This is a genomic window from Anabaena sp. CS-542/02, assembly GCF_028331085.1.
Lineage (GTDB): Bacteria > Cyanobacteriota > Cyanobacteriia > Cyanobacteriales > Nostocaceae > Anabaenopsis > Anabaenopsis arnoldii.
This window is the reverse complement of record NZ_JAQMTM010000055.1, coordinates 14,980-32,236: the sequence shown is the minus strand read 5'-3', so window position 1 is coordinate 32,236 and position 17,257 is coordinate 14,980. Positions and strand designations below refer to the sequence as shown.

At 40.2% G+C, this 17,257-nt stretch carries 10 protein-coding genes; 2 read left to right on the top strand and 8 right to left on the bottom strand.

The window, feature by feature from the left end; all coding sequences use genetic code 11:
* Positions 1-6 precede the first annotated feature (6 nt).
* Positions 7-405 (bottom strand): helix-turn-helix domain-containing protein, encoded by a 399-nt coding sequence (locus PN447_RS05890; RefSeq protein ID WP_271761593.1) that lies wholly within the window; start codon positions 403-405, stop codon positions 7-9.
* Between the two features lie 317 nt (positions 406-722).
* On the opposite strand from PN447_RS05890, the gene ileS reads away from it, so the two are divergent.
* Complete coding sequence (gene ileS, locus PN447_RS05885) at positions 723-3,725, top strand: isoleucine--tRNA ligase (protein WP_271761592.1); 3,003 nt, start codon at positions 723-725, stop codon at positions 3,723-3,725.
* Positions 3,726-3,790: 65 nt separating this feature from the next.
* On the opposite strand, the gene PN447_RS05880 is transcribed toward ileS, so the two are convergent.
* The 4 genes from PN447_RS05880 to PN447_RS05865 all read right to left on the bottom strand — a co-directional run bounded on the left by PN447_RS05880 (position 3,791) and on the right by PN447_RS05865 (position 10,375).
* A complete protein-coding gene (locus tag PN447_RS05880; protein ID WP_271761590.1) occupies positions 3,791-4,675 on the bottom strand; it encodes a ParA family protein in 885 nt (294 codons plus the stop codon).
* Between the two features lie 117 nt (positions 4,676-4,792).
* Positions 4,793-7,408, bottom strand: coding sequence for a DNA translocase FtsK (locus PN447_RS05875; protein ID WP_271761588.1), 2,616 nt, complete (start codon positions 7,406-7,408; stop codon positions 4,793-4,795).
* Positions 7,409-7,413: 5 nt separating this feature from the next.
* The gene (locus PN447_RS05870) at positions 7,414-9,507 is read right to left on the bottom strand and encodes an ATP-binding protein (RefSeq protein WP_271761586.1); all 2,094 of its coding nucleotides are present in this window, start codon (positions 9,505-9,507) and stop codon (positions 7,414-7,416) included.
* A gap of 46 nt (positions 9,508-9,553) precedes the next feature.
* A complete protein-coding gene (locus PN447_RS05865) occupies positions 9,554-10,375 on the bottom strand; it encodes a transcription factor RcaD (protein WP_271761584.1) in 822 nt (273 codons plus the stop codon).
* A 579-nt stretch (positions 10,376-10,954) separates the two neighbouring features.
* Here PN447_RS05865 and PN447_RS05860 point away from each other — a divergent pair.
* On the top strand, positions 10,955-12,118 hold the full coding sequence (locus PN447_RS05860) for a helix-turn-helix domain-containing protein (protein ID WP_271761583.1): 1,164 nt from the start codon (positions 10,955-10,957) through the stop codon (positions 12,116-12,118).
* 86 nt (positions 12,119-12,204) lie between these two features.
* On the opposite strand, the gene PN447_RS05855 is transcribed toward PN447_RS05860, so the two are convergent.
* The 3 genes from PN447_RS05855 to PN447_RS05845 all read right to left on the bottom strand — a co-directional run bounded on the left by PN447_RS05855 (position 12,205) and on the right by PN447_RS05845 (position 17,139).
* Positions 12,205-13,191, bottom strand: coding sequence for a hypothetical protein (locus PN447_RS05855; protein ID WP_271761581.1), 987 nt, complete (start codon positions 13,189-13,191; stop codon positions 12,205-12,207).
* Between the two features lie 11 nt (positions 13,192-13,202).
* Positions 13,203-13,448, bottom strand: a complete 246-nt coding sequence (locus PN447_RS05850) for a hypothetical protein (RefSeq protein ID WP_271761579.1) — start codon at positions 13,446-13,448, stop codon at positions 13,203-13,205.
* 721 nt (positions 13,449-14,169) lie between these two features.
* Positions 14,170-17,139 carry a cation-translocating P-type ATPase gene (locus tag PN447_RS05845; RefSeq protein WP_271761577.1) on the bottom strand — a complete coding sequence of 990 codons (2,970 nt, stop codon included), beginning with the start codon at positions 17,137-17,139 and terminating at the stop codon, positions 14,170-14,172.
* Positions 17,140-17,257 lie beyond the last annotated feature (118 nt).

Genomic DNA, 17,257 nt, shown 5'->3' with positions numbered 1-17,257 from the left:
ATACTGCTAGATAAACAATGCTGGAGAAACATTAAAAAATTCTCCTAAAGCTTTGGCTTGACCTTTACTAATTGCTCTTTTACCATTGACAACTTCGCAAACAACTCCTTTCGATGCAATAATTCCTACTAAGTCAGATTGTTTAATTCCCTGAACATCCATTAAGTGCTTCAGAATTGCACAAGGGGACGATGCTTCAATGGGATACTGCTTGTTTTCAAATTCTTCAATAAGAGTCACTAAAAGCTCCAGTATAGCAGTTTGCTCTGGTGTACGTTGTTTACAGGCCATTAATTGCTCAACTGTTTTTAAAGCGCGATCGCATTCTTTTTCTGTGGTGATAACTTGAGGTTGATACTCTAGTAAAAGTTGACTGTAAGTGATTCTGTTAAAAGAATTCGTCATATTCCTTTTCGCCCGTTTGGCGGCGACCCAACATTAGGAGGATTTTCGCCCGTTATCGGCGGCGACCCGTATCATGGCTTACTTCAATCCACAAAAGTAAGTATGAAAGTTAACGGTTATCAATTGAATATAATATTATATAATAGCGAATGCTGATTAGGTGCATTTTGCCGGTTTATATCAAAGTAGATGTTTTTTGTCTCACTTAATTTAGGTTCTCATTTTGAGAACTAATTGTCAAGGTGATTTCTCGGTATCCATGCCCATCTTCTATAATTGATGGGATAACTTGCATATATAATCATAGGCATGAGACTGTGACAGAACCTGGAAGCTACAAAGATACGGTAAACTTACCCAAGACTCAATTTGAGATGCGGGCTAACGCCATGAAGCGGGAACCCGAAATTCAAAAATTCTGGGCGGAAAATCAGATTTACGATCGCCTGTCCCAGGAAAACCCCGGCGAATTATTTATACTCCATGATGGGCCTCCCTACGCCAATGGCTCATTGCATATTGGTCATGCCTTAAATAAAATTCTCAAAGATATTATTAACCGCTACCAATTACTGAGAGGACGTAAGGTTAGATACGTCCCTGGGTGGGATTGTCACGGTCTTCCCATTGAGTTGAAAGTTCTGCAAAACATGAAGTCAGCAGAACGGCAAAATTTAACGCCTTTGACACTGCGACAAAAGGCGAAAGAGTTTGCTTTAGCTACGGTAGATGACCAAAGGGAATGTTTTAAACGGTACGGTGTGTGGGGTAACTGGGAACATCCTTATCTGACTTTGAAGCCGGAATATGAAGCTGCACAGATTGGGGTGTTCGGCGATATGGTGTTAAAAGGATACATCTATCGCGGTTTAAAGCCGGTTCACTGGAGCCCTAGTTCTAAAACTGCTCTAGCTGAGGCGGAGTTGGAATACCCAGAAGGTCATGTTTCCCGCAGTATCTATGCAGCTTTACCGGTAACAGGTCTGTCTGAGGCGGCTAAACCTGTTTTGGGTGAATTTTTACCTCATTTGTCTGTGGCTGTTTGGACTACGACCCCTTGGACGATTCCGGGGAATTTGGCGGTGGCGGTAAATGGTGATTTGACTTATGCTGTGGTTTCTACCAAGCAGGAATTTACGCATCAGGAAATTGAACGCAGAGCAAGAGAAATATGGGAAGCAAAAGGCAGACCTCAACAAGATAAATTTGGTCAAGATGCTGACTATATTCAAGCTTTACATGAACTTGAAAGACAAGTAAAACCAAAGCAAATTCCCAAATATCTTATCGTAGCCGCAGATTTAGTACAAAGTCTGTCAGCCACCCTTTCCACTCGGCTTACGGTGAAGGCTACCTTTAAGGGACAAGATTTAGAACATACTACTTATCGTCATCCTCTGTTTGACAGGGAAAGTCCCGTGGTGGTGGGTGGTGATTATATTACCACTGAGTCCGGTACTGGGTTGGTACATACTGCCCCCGGTCATGGTCAAGAAGACTACATTGTTGGTCAGCGTTATGGTTTGCCAATCCTCGCTCCCGTAGATGACAATGGCAATTTCACCCCAGAGGCGGGTGCTTTTGCTGGGTTGAATGTATTGGGTGAGGGAAATCAGGCGGTTATTGATGCTTTGACTGCTGCTGGTTCTCTGTTGAAGGAGGAACCCTACGCCCACAAGTATCCCTATGATTGGCGAACGAAAAAGCCGACGATTTTTCGGGCGACTGAACAATGGTTCGCTTCGGTGGCTGGTTTTAGGGAAGGGGCTTTAAAGGCGATCGCTGGTGTAAAATGGATTCCAGCCCAAGGGGAAAATCGCATTACGCCCATGGTGGCGGAGCGTTCTGATTGGTGTATTTCCCGTCAACGGTCCTGGGGTGTCCCTATCCCGGTGTTCTATGATCAAGCAACGGGGGAAGCACTGTTAAATGAGGAAACTATCAAGCACGTTCAAGGTATTGTCGCTGCAAAAGGTTCTGATGCTTGGTGGGAAATGTCGGTGGAGGAGTTGTTACCGGAGTCTTACCGCCATAATGGTAAGTCTTACCGCAAGGGTACTGATACAATGGATGTATGGTTTGATTCTGGGTCTTCTTGGGCTGCGGTGGCTAAACAACGTCCAGAGTTAAGCTATCCTGCTGATATGTATTTGGAAGGTTCTGACCAGCACCGGGGTTGGTTCCAGTCAAGTTTGTTGACTAGTGTAGCTGTAAATGGTGTTGCACCTTATAAAACTGTACTGACTCACGGCTTTGTTTTAGATGAACAAGGGCGAAAAATGAGTAAGTCGGTGGGGAATGTGGTTGACCCGCAAATTCTGATCAATGGCGGTAAAGACCAGAAGAAGGAACCTGCTTATGGTGCTGATGTGCTGCGTTTGTGGGTGTCTTCGGTTGACTATTCTGCTGATGTGCGTCTGGGTAGTAATATCATTAAGCAATTGGCTGATGTGAGGAACAAAATTCGCAATACAGCGCGGTTTTTGTTGGGTAGCTTAGATGATTTTGACCCGGAAAAGGACGCAGTACCTCTGGAAGATTTACCAGAAATTGACCGCTATATGTTACACCGGATGACTGAGGTGTTTACAGAAGTTACCACAGCTTTTGAGAGTTTCCAATTCTTCCGCTTTTTCCAAACTGTGCAGAATTTCTGTGTGGTGGATTTATCCAATTTCTACTTAGATGTTGCTAAGGATAGGTTATACATCAGTGCGCCGAATTCTTTGCGCCGTCGCAGTTGTCAAACGGTGTTGCAAATTGCTTTGGAGAATTTAGCACGGGCGATCGCTCCGGTTTTATGTCATACTGCTGAGGATATCTGGCAATTTATCCCCTACCATACACCCTATAAGTCGGTGTTTGAATCTGGCTGGGTACAGGTAGATGAAAAATGGTTAAATCCTGATTTAGCGGAATTTTGGCAAGAGTTGCGCCAAGTTCGCAATGATGTTAATAAGGTGTTAGAACAAGCTAGGGTAGAAAAAATGATTGGTTCCTCCCTAGAAGCAAAGGTTTTGCTTTACGTTAAGGATGATCAATTACGTTCCCTGGTGAAAAAACTGGATTCTGACAATGGTAATGGTATTGATGAACTGCGCTATCTGTTTATCACTTCCCAAGTGGAACTATTAGAGACTCCAGAAGCATTAGCAGATTTAAAATACAATTTGCAGTCTGATAATTGGGAAATTGGGGTAGTAGATGCGGAGGGGAAAAAATGCGATCGCTGTTGGAATTATTCTACCCATGTAGGAGAGTCAGCAGAACACCCCCTGCTGTGTGAGCGTTGTATCCCAGCTTTAGCAGGAGAGTTTTAAATAGAGAATCTCACCCCCCACCCTCAAACATCCTCTGAGGGTGGGGTAAAACCCATGGAACCCCGTTACAACTTCTGTAATAATTCCTGAGTTAATTGATTAAATGCTTTGGAACCTGATGACTGAGGCGCATTTAAAACTACAGGTTGAAAACTATCCACAGCTTTGGCGACATTCATATCAACTGGTATTTGGGCTTTACAAATTTGTTCTACACCAAAGTCTTCAACGACACGGTGCATTACTTGTCGATAATATCTAGCGTTGAGAAGATTAGAACTAGCCATTGTAAAGACAATTCCCAGCATTTTGATATCTATTTTCGCCTCTTGTTCATGACTATCTTTTAATTGACCGATGCGTCGTTCTAATAGCTGAATACCAACTATAGATAAGGGTTCGGGTTTAGCGGGGAGAATGTAAAAGTCACTCGCAGCTAAAGCACTCCGGGTTAATAAATTATAGCCCGGCGCACAATCTAAAAGGATGAAATCATACTCCTCACGTACCGGTTTTAAAATATTATTTATCAGGACTCTTTCAAAGCGATTCCATACACTTTCAAAATCTTGTTCACCTAAAGCTGTTGCTTGTTGGTGCAGCATTTCTGACACAACAAACTCATCATATAAGTCAATATCTCCGGGTAATAAATCTAGTCCAGGAAGATTACAAACCTGAGTTTGCACAATATCATGAATTGTCAGTTTTGCTTCTGGTTCTGGGTTGATAATTTGGTCTATTAAATATCTAAATGTTTTGCGGTGTTTGCGAAGTTTAGCAAATTCTAAAGGAGACATTAGACTAAGTGTAGCACTGATTTGGCTGTCTAAATCTAAGACAAGTACCCGCTTACCGTGATTTTGAGCTAAACAGGTGGCGATGTTGACTGTAAGGGTGGTTTTACCTACGCCGCCTTTCATATTTGCAGTAGCTATAATGTATCCCATTGGTAAATTCCTCTGATGATGCGTTCCCGTATTTAGGTAGGGTACACTGTTACTCAATAATTAAAACTTGTATAAAGTTAATATTTTTGGCATATTTTTGGGAACTTATTTTACAGCTTAAAATGAGGGTATGTAAATCTTTTGAGCATACAAGCTCTGTAGTCGCTGCATTTTTGCCCCTATCTGGTAAAGTAAATCACCTTTACCCAACAGGTAAGCAGCGGATGTTTCTGTCCCTCCCAAGACAATTTTTGAGTCAGCTTCGCTAGCAGTTCGCAGGGCGATTCTTCCCGGTAAGTTAGAACGGATAATGGGGGTAACAATACCCGCTTCTGGGCGCTGTGTGGCTATAATTAGATGTATACCTGCGGCTCTAGCCATTGCTCCCAAACGTTTTATACTTAATTCTAATACTTTACGGACTGCTTTTTCTGCCATAAAGTCGGCATATTCATCAAAGATGCAGACAATACGGGGTAAGGGTTGGGGAGAATTTTGATTATAGGTGATCAAATCAGCACATCTGGCGTTCTCCAATTTGTGGTAACGAGATTCCATTTCTGTAACTAATTCTTCCATGAGTTCTACAGCGCGATCGCTGTCTTTGACCACGGGTGAATATAACCAGGGGATCTGCTCAAATTCTGGGAATGTGACTCTTTTGGGGTCAACTAGTGCAATTTTCAGATGTTGGGGAGAATGATGATATAGTAGGCTCAGGAGGAGCGATCGCAAAAACTCACTTTTACCGCTCCCAGTAGTACCACCTACCAAAAAGTGACAAGTATTCGCATCGGATAAATCAGCCTCTATCAAATCTCCATCTATACTCACCCCCATAGCGATTTTTATCGGTGCTGTGGGTGGTAAAGATTCCTGTTGAATATATGTTTCAAATCTAGCAACTTGACGCTGTGGACGTGGTAAATCAACACTGATATAACCAGCTTGGGGAGCAATCAAGGGCGGTCGTTCTAAACCCAAGTGTACTTGTAAATCTGCCGATAATCTCATAATGGCATTGACTTTTACACCCAAATCAGGTTTAAGCTTCACCCTGATAAAAGCTGGCCCAATAGTAGACCCCTGGTACTCAACAGGTACTTTAAAAGATTGCAGAGTGTTAACTAAATCTTCCCCAATAGCATCAGCATTTACAGACTCTCCTCTATTATTATCCCAAGTATGATCTTGAGTAACTTGATTGTCCCTGTTTTCAGGAGCTACAGTCAAAAAAGTCCCACTATTATCCCAAGTATGATCTTGAGTAACTTGATTGTCCCTGTTTTCAGGAGCTACAGTAAAAAAAGTCCCACACTTTTGCTGCTGGGGGCAAATTTCACACAAATGAACCTGAGTTGTTACAGGTGGCCCATGGGGTTGGGGTGGTTCCCAACTCAACCATTCCTGCATCTGTAATAATTTGTAGGGAATCAGTTGATGTATTGTACTTTCTAGCTGTTCCCAAGAATATTGATATTCTTTAAACTCCGGTAAAACACAATAAACCGATGCGTCCACAGCCACCTTTTTAGTTTGCCATAGCATATAACTATAAAGTGAAACCTGGGCTAATTGCGCCGATGGGTCTACAGGCTGATAGGTTTTAAATTCTACCACACACAAACGTTTTTTAGCCAAGTTAAAAACTAAGCAATCAAATTCCCCCCTCACCCGTTGCTGTCTGCCATCAGGTAAAGTAAAGTAATGCTCAAGGCTGGATTCTCCAGATATGAAAGTCTGACTAATTAAACTTTCTGCATCGCAATAACTACGATTAGTGATTAACAACTGTGCAAAGCGTTTAATCAGTCCCTGTAAACCCTCCCAAACTTTTAATAAAATTACTACTGTATCAGGGGAGTTTTGGATTACTCTTTCTAAGTATGGGTAAAATATTAATTTATAAAATATTCCTTGCATTCTAGAGGCAACCTCCTCTATATTTAGCAAGTATGATTCTGGCTCAAATAAAGTCTGAAATTCAGGTTCTACTAAAGCTATTTTGATCAACTCATCTGCTAATTTGTGAAAGTGGTTACCAATACCTCTAGGAGTGTCAGGGGGTAAAAATATTGCTGAGTCGCCAAATTTATGATTTAAATAAAAAAGCCGCGGACATTCAAAAGCGATTCTCACCTTAGTAGGATTTAAGGAGGGGTGAGAAGGTCTTTCTTTTACCGGTTCTGAGATATTATTTTCCATATCTAGTAAACTCCGATGTACAGCAGCTAAATACACTGTATCCATAGCTGCATATTGTAATTGCTTTTGGATCAGGGGACGTATTCCCCAGTCGCTTGCTCCTGATTCCGCATCTACATTGACAAAGTGACAAAGTTCTGATGCTAAAGTTTTGAGTTTTAAATTAGAAACTTGCAAACGTTCACGGGTAATTTTTCTGGCTATTTTTAGGGTACAGGTAACATTAGTTGCTAGTTCGCCTCCCAAATACTTTAGGTCAAAACTAGCATTGTGAAAAACCTTTTCAATACTAGAATTAACCATGATTTTATTAATAAACTCTGTGGCTAAATTATCTTGATCCAATACATCCAGAATATAAGCAGATACCCCTGTTAAATCTCTAGAGTCAGCTAACACCTGAATTAGGGATAATCGGGGATTTTGAGTGTACCAATCTGCAATTTCTGTATCTACCCATAGGACTTTTGTAGATGCTAATTCAGATATTATATATTTAATTTCGCCTGGGTCTGTGAGGTACTGCATTAACTTTAATTAAGTAAACAAATCAATTGTTCTTTCACTTCAGCATGGGGGTTGATAATTTTTACTTTCCTTTCCTGACATAATAAATCAATTAATAGGTGGGTTTCAGTTTCTTTGACATTGGGAAACTGACTTGCTGCTTGGGAAATTAGGATAGGGACACCCATCAAACCCTGGGTTGTGATCACATTTAATAAAAACTCTTTGATTGGTCTGAAATCTTGTTTAGCATTTCTATTAAAGTGGCTATCATCATTAGGTTGAGGTTTGGTAATAATTCCTAAATCTTGTAGTAAAACACATTTGTGCAAGACTTGACACTCACGGATAAAGCTTTGTAATGTCTGTAAATTAATGTTTTTATTCCCTATAAATAATTCTTGGCAAAGTGCCGAATTAACTAAAGAATGGTAGGTAGCTAAGTAATGCACTGATTGAATAGTCGGTTTAATGTGAATATGTTGAGTATTGTTAAAAATCTGGCTATAGGTTTGATAAGATTTGAGTGGTGGTTTTCCTACATTACTAATTCTAATTAGGACAAGTTTTTGACATAGATTTTGCTGAACTGCTTTATGACAGGCGTTCATTACATGGAAGAAATTCATCATGTTAGAATCTTCTGTCCATACAACACCTATTTTTTCTCTACTACCACGATGTTGATAACTCAAGGAATAGCTCGAATATTTACCTGCAATCATTTTAGATTTTACGGACTGCAATTGTAATGCTTCTAATGCTTCTTGCAGCATCCGCACTAACTCAGGAGATGACAATAAGGAAATTTTACTCAATTTTCCTTGATACTTTTTATATTCTTGTTGCCATAATAATTGAAATTCTGCCCGATCTTTCTCCTCAGAATCGAAACTACCAGAAAAGTCATTCTTTCTGACTTTAAAATTTATGGGCTGTTTTTGTGGCTGTTGTGGTAGGTCAATTAATATAGTTTGTCTAATATTCAAAAGGGAAACTTTATATTTTTGGTACTCTGACCTTCCCAAGATTAACGCATTTCGGGGATTAGTTTTACCACCGGGGAAATTTTTCTCTAATAATTGAATATTTAAGGGAAAAATAGGTGATTCCGGCTGGGGTTGGGCTTGTTGATATATTGTTTGTAACTGGTAGTACCACAGTGCTTCCGCTTGTTTGAGGTCAATGGGTTTTAGGAATATTTCTCTATCGATTCTCGCTTGGTCAGAGTGGGGAATATGATCCCACGTTTGCTTCCAATGATGGGAAACTAAGGTAATTATTATGAGAAAATTGTAGATATTTTCATTATGGATAGTAGTGTTTACCCTAAATATGGATTGCGGATTAGATAAGAAATTGGGTATACTTTCTACCTGATCAAAACATAAAACAATGGGCTGAGTAGCGGTGGATATTTTACCAAAGTTAGCCAAAATCTGCTTGGCTGCATCTTCTGTGTCAATACATTGCTTAACTCTTAAAGTCTGCATTGATTCTTCACTTAAGTCATCACCTCTCAACCACTCGCAAGCGAGGGGATAAAGTTCTGGATCTGTGAGGTCATGTAGAACTCCAAAATAATGATCTGGGTTGTAAATACCAGCAGTTTGATACTTTCTTTTAAGTTGTTTAATAAATTTTTGACGATCATTTAGCAATAATTGCCAAATACTATCATTAAATGGTTTATTTTTTAAGTTTCCTTGAGTGAAGGCTGATAAATTTTTCAGCCACAGAATTAGTTGAGATTCTTGCTGTCCATCTGGTACCTGAATTAAACTGTCAACGGTAGCTCGTAAGATATGACGCCAAATATAATTATCATCTACCCAGGGAGTTATATAAGCAAAAAAAGCCTTTGGGTTGAGTTGACGCTTGACTCTACCTAAAAGATAGCTTTTACCGGAACCAGATTCACCTATAAGTAAAATTGTCCGACTACTATTATCTTTAACTACTAAATTCAGCAGGTTTTCAGTTTCTGTGATTACCTCTTGATGGATTGACTCAACCATAGAGTTTAACTCTTGACTTTGACCCCAAAAATTACCCGTCCTCAAATTTACCAAGTCAAAGGGGTTAACTTCGCGTTTAATAATGTCGTTAATAGATGCCATAATTGATTCAGGTGAGGGAGCGAACTGGATTGATAAACTAATATATCTATTGGTCGTTCACAATTATAAAGAACAAGGGACCACCGACGTTTTGCGGAATACCCGCATTAATTTGTTCTGTGGTGTACCGTGTAGGATCTAACAATGAACTCAATTCAATTTTGTCAGTTTTTTGCAAACGATACAGCGCCTGGTCTAGTTCATCTCGTGACAGTGGCGGTTGTAACTTCTGACGTAAGTGAAAAATGGGTAAGTAATTCCTTGTACCTAGTTCTTTATCTAACTGTTGAATAATCTGTAAAATATCTTCATCACTAAAATTAAGAGTTGTTTTTGCAGTAGTAATTTCCGCTACAGCTACATTACCGCCTAAATGCTTGCGCAAAAACCGCAGGTAATTATTGAGTAAGTCTAGGCTAATATTTGCCGTTCCTGTGGGGGTGTATTCATCCCGTAAGAACTCAATTCCTCTTTCAGTTAGCCACACTTGAGATTTTGTTGTTTTGATTTTGAGTTCAATTGCAATCAAACCCCGGTCATTGAGGGCTTTGATTACGGTGTCTCGTTCAGCAGCTTTGAGTGAGGTGATTTTACTAGGGGCGATTTTACCGGATGTTTGAGCAATCTTCTGTAGTACCTTGAGTTCTTTGGCTGGAATGGGAACTTGAGTTAAATCAAGTTTGAGCAGTGCTTGACCAGGGGGGAGAATTTTAACGCTAGCAATCTCACGAGAATAGTCTACCAGCTCGCGATCGCCTAAACTCTGGCAAGTTCGTTTACTACCTTTAAAACCACTACTAGTCAGGCTGGCTCGATAATTTATACATCCGAGCAATTTTAACAGAAACTTTAACTCATTAGTATCCATACCTGTCAGCCTGATTTGCTATTTCCTAGAAAAATTGACAGTACATATTATAACATTCAGTCTCAGTTATCTAGGAGTGTAGGTAAAAAATATTTCTGAGCCTTTGATATCAAGTCCGCCTTGTGTATTTCTGGGTCTGGAGGGATTAGTTATGAAAAATTCAACTAATTTAACAGTGTGCTAGCAGTAAGATCATGGTTGGTAATTAGACATATATGTAAACCCATAACCAAAGGTAGAAGTTAATTATCGTAAACAACTTTAAAGTTTGAAGAGTATGAAAGCACATCGCTACACCTGAATAATCGCCAGTAGAAAACCTTCAATATACAATTTACAAATATTGTAAGATTGTATTTACCAAACTTCTGAGATACCTGTTTTGTGTTACCTTAAAGAAATAGTATAGCAGTCAAATATACGTACGTATATACTTAAGGAACCTATGGGCAATAGTTGCTGCTTATTCAAAGTTAGTTTCATGATTGAGGAGCTTGAAAACTGGTGTAGTTTATCCTGGTATTCTCCTAGGAGACCTTTTTTGGCTCAATCTCTGCAAGTAAGTAACGAGAATTTAAGGTGAATATAGAACAATTTATTCAAAGTGCAGAAGCATTACATACCCGTTTAGCAGATTTGTACCAAACAGCTAACGTATTACCTTGGATTCCGCCTGAACTGCTACCCCAAGCTATGAAAGAACTCTATAGTAGCTCCAAAATGGTGCGGTCAGCAGCAGAGGAACTTTATCAGCAAAATGAGGATATGATTCAAACAAGCAATTGGCTAGAAGCTGAACGCCAACGCTACCAGAATTTATTCGACTTTGCACCAGAAGCTTATTTAGTGACTAATACCGCGGGAATCATTGAACAAGCGAATCTGTGCGCAGCTAAATTACTAAACATTTCCAGACCATTACTAGTAGGTCAAGCAATAGTTAATTTTCTCCCCCTAGAAGAACGACAGACCTTTCGAGGTCAACTCAGCCAGCTATACCATTCCGCCAGGGTCACAGAGTTAATAGTCCGCTTACAACAAAATGAAGGCGAGTATTTTGACGCAGCTTTAAGAGTGTCACCAGTCCATAACCCAGAGGGTAAAGTAAACTTTCTCTGTTGGCTGTTGCGTAATATCAATGAAGGTGAGAAACAGAAAACAGAGGCGCTCAATTATGGCAGTGATTTGATTTATGATCGACCTGTATATAAACATCTTAAAGGAGAAACCATTCCCCTCAATCCTTTGGTTGTTTGGTATGTACGCCAGGGCTTAGTGAAGCTCAATACTTTTTGCGAAACTGGGGAAGAAATATTCATAGGATTAGCTACCAAAGACATGATTTTTGGCTCTCACATGACCTCTCTACCCATTTATCAAGCCGTAGCCCTGTGTAATGTTGAATTAAGCTCAATTTATGTAGCAGAAATAGCAGCTAACCCAATGCTTAGTCATATGCTGTTACCAAAAATTAATCAACGCTTACAACAGACGGAATCTTTTTTAGTTATTGCAGGTAAGCGTCGGGTGGAACAAAGACTATATCATCTGTTGCAACTTTTGAAACAGGAAATAGGTGAGCCTGTACCACAAGGGACTCGCTTAAGTGTGCGATTAACTCATGAAGATATGGCTAGTGCTTGTTGTACTACTAGAGTAACAATTACCCGATTGATGGGAAAATTACAACAACAGGGTTTGATTAGTTTTGACCCCAAAAAATATATTATTTTAGGGGATTAATTATCCCTTTAGGGACAATTGATGAATTGTCCCTAAGTTCCTTGTCGGATATTTCTAAATGGGGAAGAAAATAACTATTTCCCCTTTCATCTCCCTCTACTACCCGCTAGCATCAACTTTGAATCCCAAGTGTACACGCCAATTTTGTCGGGTACTCTAGAGAATCGCCCTATGCGATAACCTCGTGATAGTTCATTAAGAACTTTACTCTTGACTTCTCGCACTTGCTGATCATCTAGTTCACCATAAAGACCATTAATGATTTGCGCCACACTGAAAACCCTCCCTGAATGTTTTTCCAAGAAATCCGAAAGAGCATCGATCAAAAATCGACCCTCAAATTCTTTAACCATGGGTATGGCATTTGTCTGGGGGATAATCTGCGGTTTCTTCGGGTTATATTTCCCGGTGGGAGAGTAACCTTTAGTTTTGTTGGACTTAACTAAACTTAATTTGAGAGTGTAGCAACCAGGTTCGTCAGGAACGACTGACCAGGCGCCCCTTTCTTTCCCCTGTGTCAGGGAGGATTGCACTCTGGCTTTAACAACTCTAAAGATGGGTGATGCTAAATCTCCATAAAGCGATCGCACAATAAAGTCTATATGACAGACAGTACCAATATGTTCTTCTAGAAGACTTTTAATAGCTTCCATGCGACTTTGAGATTGATACTCAGGTACCATGGGGATATCTGGGACTTTAATTGATTGATCTTCACTTTCTACGGATGTTGCTGGTGCGGGAGACTCTGTAATCTCTGTATTTTTCCCATCTAAATTCTCTGACTCTTGAAGTTCAGACTTGGCGGACTGAAGAGTCTTATCAGGTATGGATAACAACGAGTCTGTTTGAGGTGGGTAGGAAACTTCTGGAAGCATTTCAAGTTTTCCCACATCCTGAGCATCTGACCCAGAAGACCAATGAGATAACAAAGAATCTACATGATGCAGCTGCGATCGCGCCTGTGTGTATAAGGTTTCATACTCTTTAACCAGACGAGCATAGTAGTCTCGTAATTCCAACAACGGCGAGATAAAAACTTCAGGGGGTGCTGATGGTAGTCGATTATTCATAAAACTTCAAATTATCCTAAATTGACATCACTTTTATAAGTCATTGCTCTGGGTTTTGCTTTTTTAGATGACTCATGGGATTTTCTTGGTGCTTGTGGTGGCCGGCATTGTTCGCAATACAATGGACGAGGGCCAAAGGTCTCGCGTTGTGTAGTTTGGTCGCACTGCTTACAGACGAAGTGGAAAACACGAGTATGAATCTCTCTTTTATGCGCCCGAACAGTATACTCTCTAACATCAATGAACTTACTAGGCATAATCCAGAACGGTGAGTTTTATTCCTATCAATATAACTATTCAAGCAAAGGAAATGTGATCAGTGTATCTTCAATTGTAAGTTTTATTCAAGTCATTGATTGGAATCAAGTTAACTTGGGAGAAACCAATAGGTTATCTTTTTGAGATACATATAGTTAATTATCACCATTTATCTGTAGATAATTTGTATGTCTTTGGGTTACTAAATATAGAAATTAGACATATTTTGAGCAATATTTCTGACAAATTGTCTGAATTGTTCAGCTTGCACTTAAGGTTATGGGTTTTGATGCTACGTGTAAAAATGTCATCCAAAACTGTCTGACCATAGTAACAAACGCTTATCTGATTCCACCTATTTTTTCATACCCAAATAGTTAGTAGCTTTAGAGAAAAACATCTCTTGAACTAGGTTTCTCAGTTTTTACCCCGACTGCGTGAACTACAAATACAGCATATTTCATCTGAGAGGATGTTTGATAAGTTTTCAACAGGTAATTTTTATCTTAGGGAACAGGGAACAGGGAACAGGGAATGAGGAAGGGGGAAAACACCGAACACACCAAAACAATAAAACAATAAAATCCAGTCCCCTCCCCTTACAAGGGGAGGGTTAGGGTGGGGTGAAACAATAGTTGATACACTAATCATGACTTGACAAACATCATCTGAGTGAGGTACACAAGGGAGGTTATGCAGTCTTGTTAATTAAAGTAAATCTCAAAATCCTTCTAGCTTTGATTTTGCAGTTTCATCACCAATCTTTGTAGTTTCGTTCACAAGGAAAGGCAATAAAGCACCACCGACAATCACCGAACTATCCACAAAACTAATGGAGGTAATCTTCAAAAGGTTCCTTAATGGTGGCATAGCTAAAGCCAACAGTTGTATAATAAAAGAACCTATAATGGCAGTATTTAAGTAAGTATTATTAGGTAATCTATCTTGACTAAATATGCTGTGGTGTTCCGAACGGCAGCTAATGGTATGTAGTAGTTGTGCGGTTGTTAGGGTCATACAGGCCACAGTACTAGACCGGGCTCCTGTACCATATCTAAGGATAGCATAAATGTATGCTGCTAAAGTACTCACAGATATTGTTGCTGACTCAAAGACAATTCTGCCCAAGTCAGAATTTTTGATAATTGGTTCATGAGGATTTCGCGGCGGCTGACTCAATACGTCAGGTTCTGGTGCTTCCATGGCTAGGGACAAACCAGGGAAAATATCACTGATTAAATTGAGCCACAGCAGTTGAATGGCATTTAAGGGTTCACCTAAACCAGCAGCTGTAGCGGTGGTCATGACCATGATTTCGCTGAGATTGGTGGAGAGGAGGAAATGCACTGATTTTCTAATGTTGTTATAGATAGTCCGCCCCCGACTGACAGCAATGATCATAGTTTCTAGTCTGTCATCTTCTAGGACAATATCTGCCACTTCACGCGCCACATCAGTTCCTCCCTTACCCATTGCTACACCAACTTGCGCCGCCTTCAGTGCTGGTGCATCATTAATACCATCCCCGGTCATGGCCACCACTTTTCCGGCTGCTTGCAAAGCTTGGACAATTTGCAGTTTATTACTAGGACTGATACGGGCAAAAACGTTAACTTTATCGCTGACTGCTGTCAGTTCCTCCGATGTGAGACTCTCAAGGTGGGCAGCATCCAGAATTTCTAATTGGGAATCTTGACTTAATTCTAATTCCTGGGCGATCGCATAAGCAGTGGAACTTTGATCGCCAGTAACCATCACCGTCTCAATTCCAGCTTGATGAAAATCCCCAATTAATTGTTTCACACCCATTCTAATCGGGTCTGTCATCCCCACCAAACCCAGCCAAATCAGGTTGGTTTCATAATTATCAGAATTGCCATGATCAACATAGCTATAAGCTACCCCCAACACTCGCAGAGCCTTTGCAGCCAAGCGATGGTTTTCCATTTCAATTACCCGCCTGTCTTCCGCTGTTAAATGCACAACTTGGCCATTTTTCATCCACCATTGACATAAGTTAATCATTTCGCCGGGGTTACCTTTAACTGCAATCAACTTGTGATCATTGTCAATGCGATGAATTGTACTCATGACATTACGGTTTTCACTGCGCAGATTAGTTTCTAACAGTTGATACTTTTGTCTGAGTCCGATGACATCCACCCCAGCACTAATTGCCAAGTAAATCAAAGCATTTTCCGTGGGCGAACCTGTAACCGCATACTCACCATTATCCTGTAGAGTGACTTCACTTTCGTTGCATAGAACAGATATATGAATCAGCTTTAACAGTTCATCATTGCTGTAGGGGTTAAGATTTTCTTCCTCCACAGTAATTTGTTGAGTGGTTGTACGTATTTCCACTACCAACATTTTATTTTCTGTAATTGTCCCGGTTTTATCCAAGCAAATTATTTGTACAGAACCCAAAGCCTCCACCGCCCTCAGACTCCGAACCAGGACATTATTCTTCCTCATCTCACGGATACCTAAAGCCAGGGTTGTGGTAGCAATTGTGGGCAAACCTTCAGGAACCGCGGCTACCGCGAGGGATATAGATGATTGCATCATTGTTAATAAACCATATCCCCGCAGCACTCCCAAACCAAAGACAAAACTACAAATTCCCATACCCAATAAAACCAGTTGATTTCCCACCTGGTCTAGTTGTCTTTCTAGGGGGGTATCTGTAGCTGTGGACTGATTCACCAGTTGTTGGATTTTGCCCATTTCTGTAAATCTACCTGTGGCCACAACCACAGCCAATCCTTGACCGCCAGTGACAAAAGTTCCTTGATAGACCATATTCAAGCGGTCTGCTAAAGGTATATTTTCACCAGACACAGGCGCAGTAGTTTTAGTAATGGGGATGCTTTCCCCAGTCAGGGGAGATTCATCAACAATCAAGTTATCAGCTTCCATGAGTCTGGCATCTGCGGCGATATAACTACCTGATTTGAGCAGTAAAATGTCTCCTATAACCACATTCTCTGTAGATATTTCCACCTGCTGACTATCTCGAATTACCCAAGTTAATATTTGCTCTTGACTTTGGAGAGATTGAATGATTTTTGCTGATTGGCTTTCTGTGGTGTATCCAATGAAGGCATTCAGACCCACAACACCCATAATTACCACAGCGTCTATTATCCCCCCGGTAATCATGGCAATTCCGGCCGCTCCCAGTAGTAAAGCTACTGGCAGAGATTTAAACTGGTCAATGAAAATATTGCTAGGGGAACGAGTTGGGATTGCAGTTAAAACATTTCGCCCATATTTAGTAAGATTTGCTATGGCAGACTCACTAGATAAACCTGATATTTTGGCAGAATTTAACCTATCTATGACTCTATCTGCTGTCATTAAATGCCAATTATCAGTGTTTTTTTGTTTGGCATCATTAATAACTAATCTCTGATTATTTAACCAACTTTCGGTTTGAGTTAAACTAGATTTTTCTTGATACTCTCTTAAAGTTGTCTCAAGAAGTAACCCTATACCCTGAAAGCTATATTTATTTGTGAAAATAACCAGAATATTACTAGTTAATGAATTAGCATAAACATAAATTATTTCTGGGTTATTGCCAAGCGATCGCTCTAAATATTTTTGCAGTAATAGCGAACCATAAAGTTTATTAACCTTGTATCTAGCTCTCCCTTTAACTTTAGTGTGTATAGCCTTAATCACAGCAAAATTTGCTCCTGTAACGCCACTAATAGCTGAGAATATTATAATTTATCTAGCAGTTTTGCCTCTCCCTATCAAGTAACAATCCCCTGCATTCTCTGCCAGGGGATTGTCAACC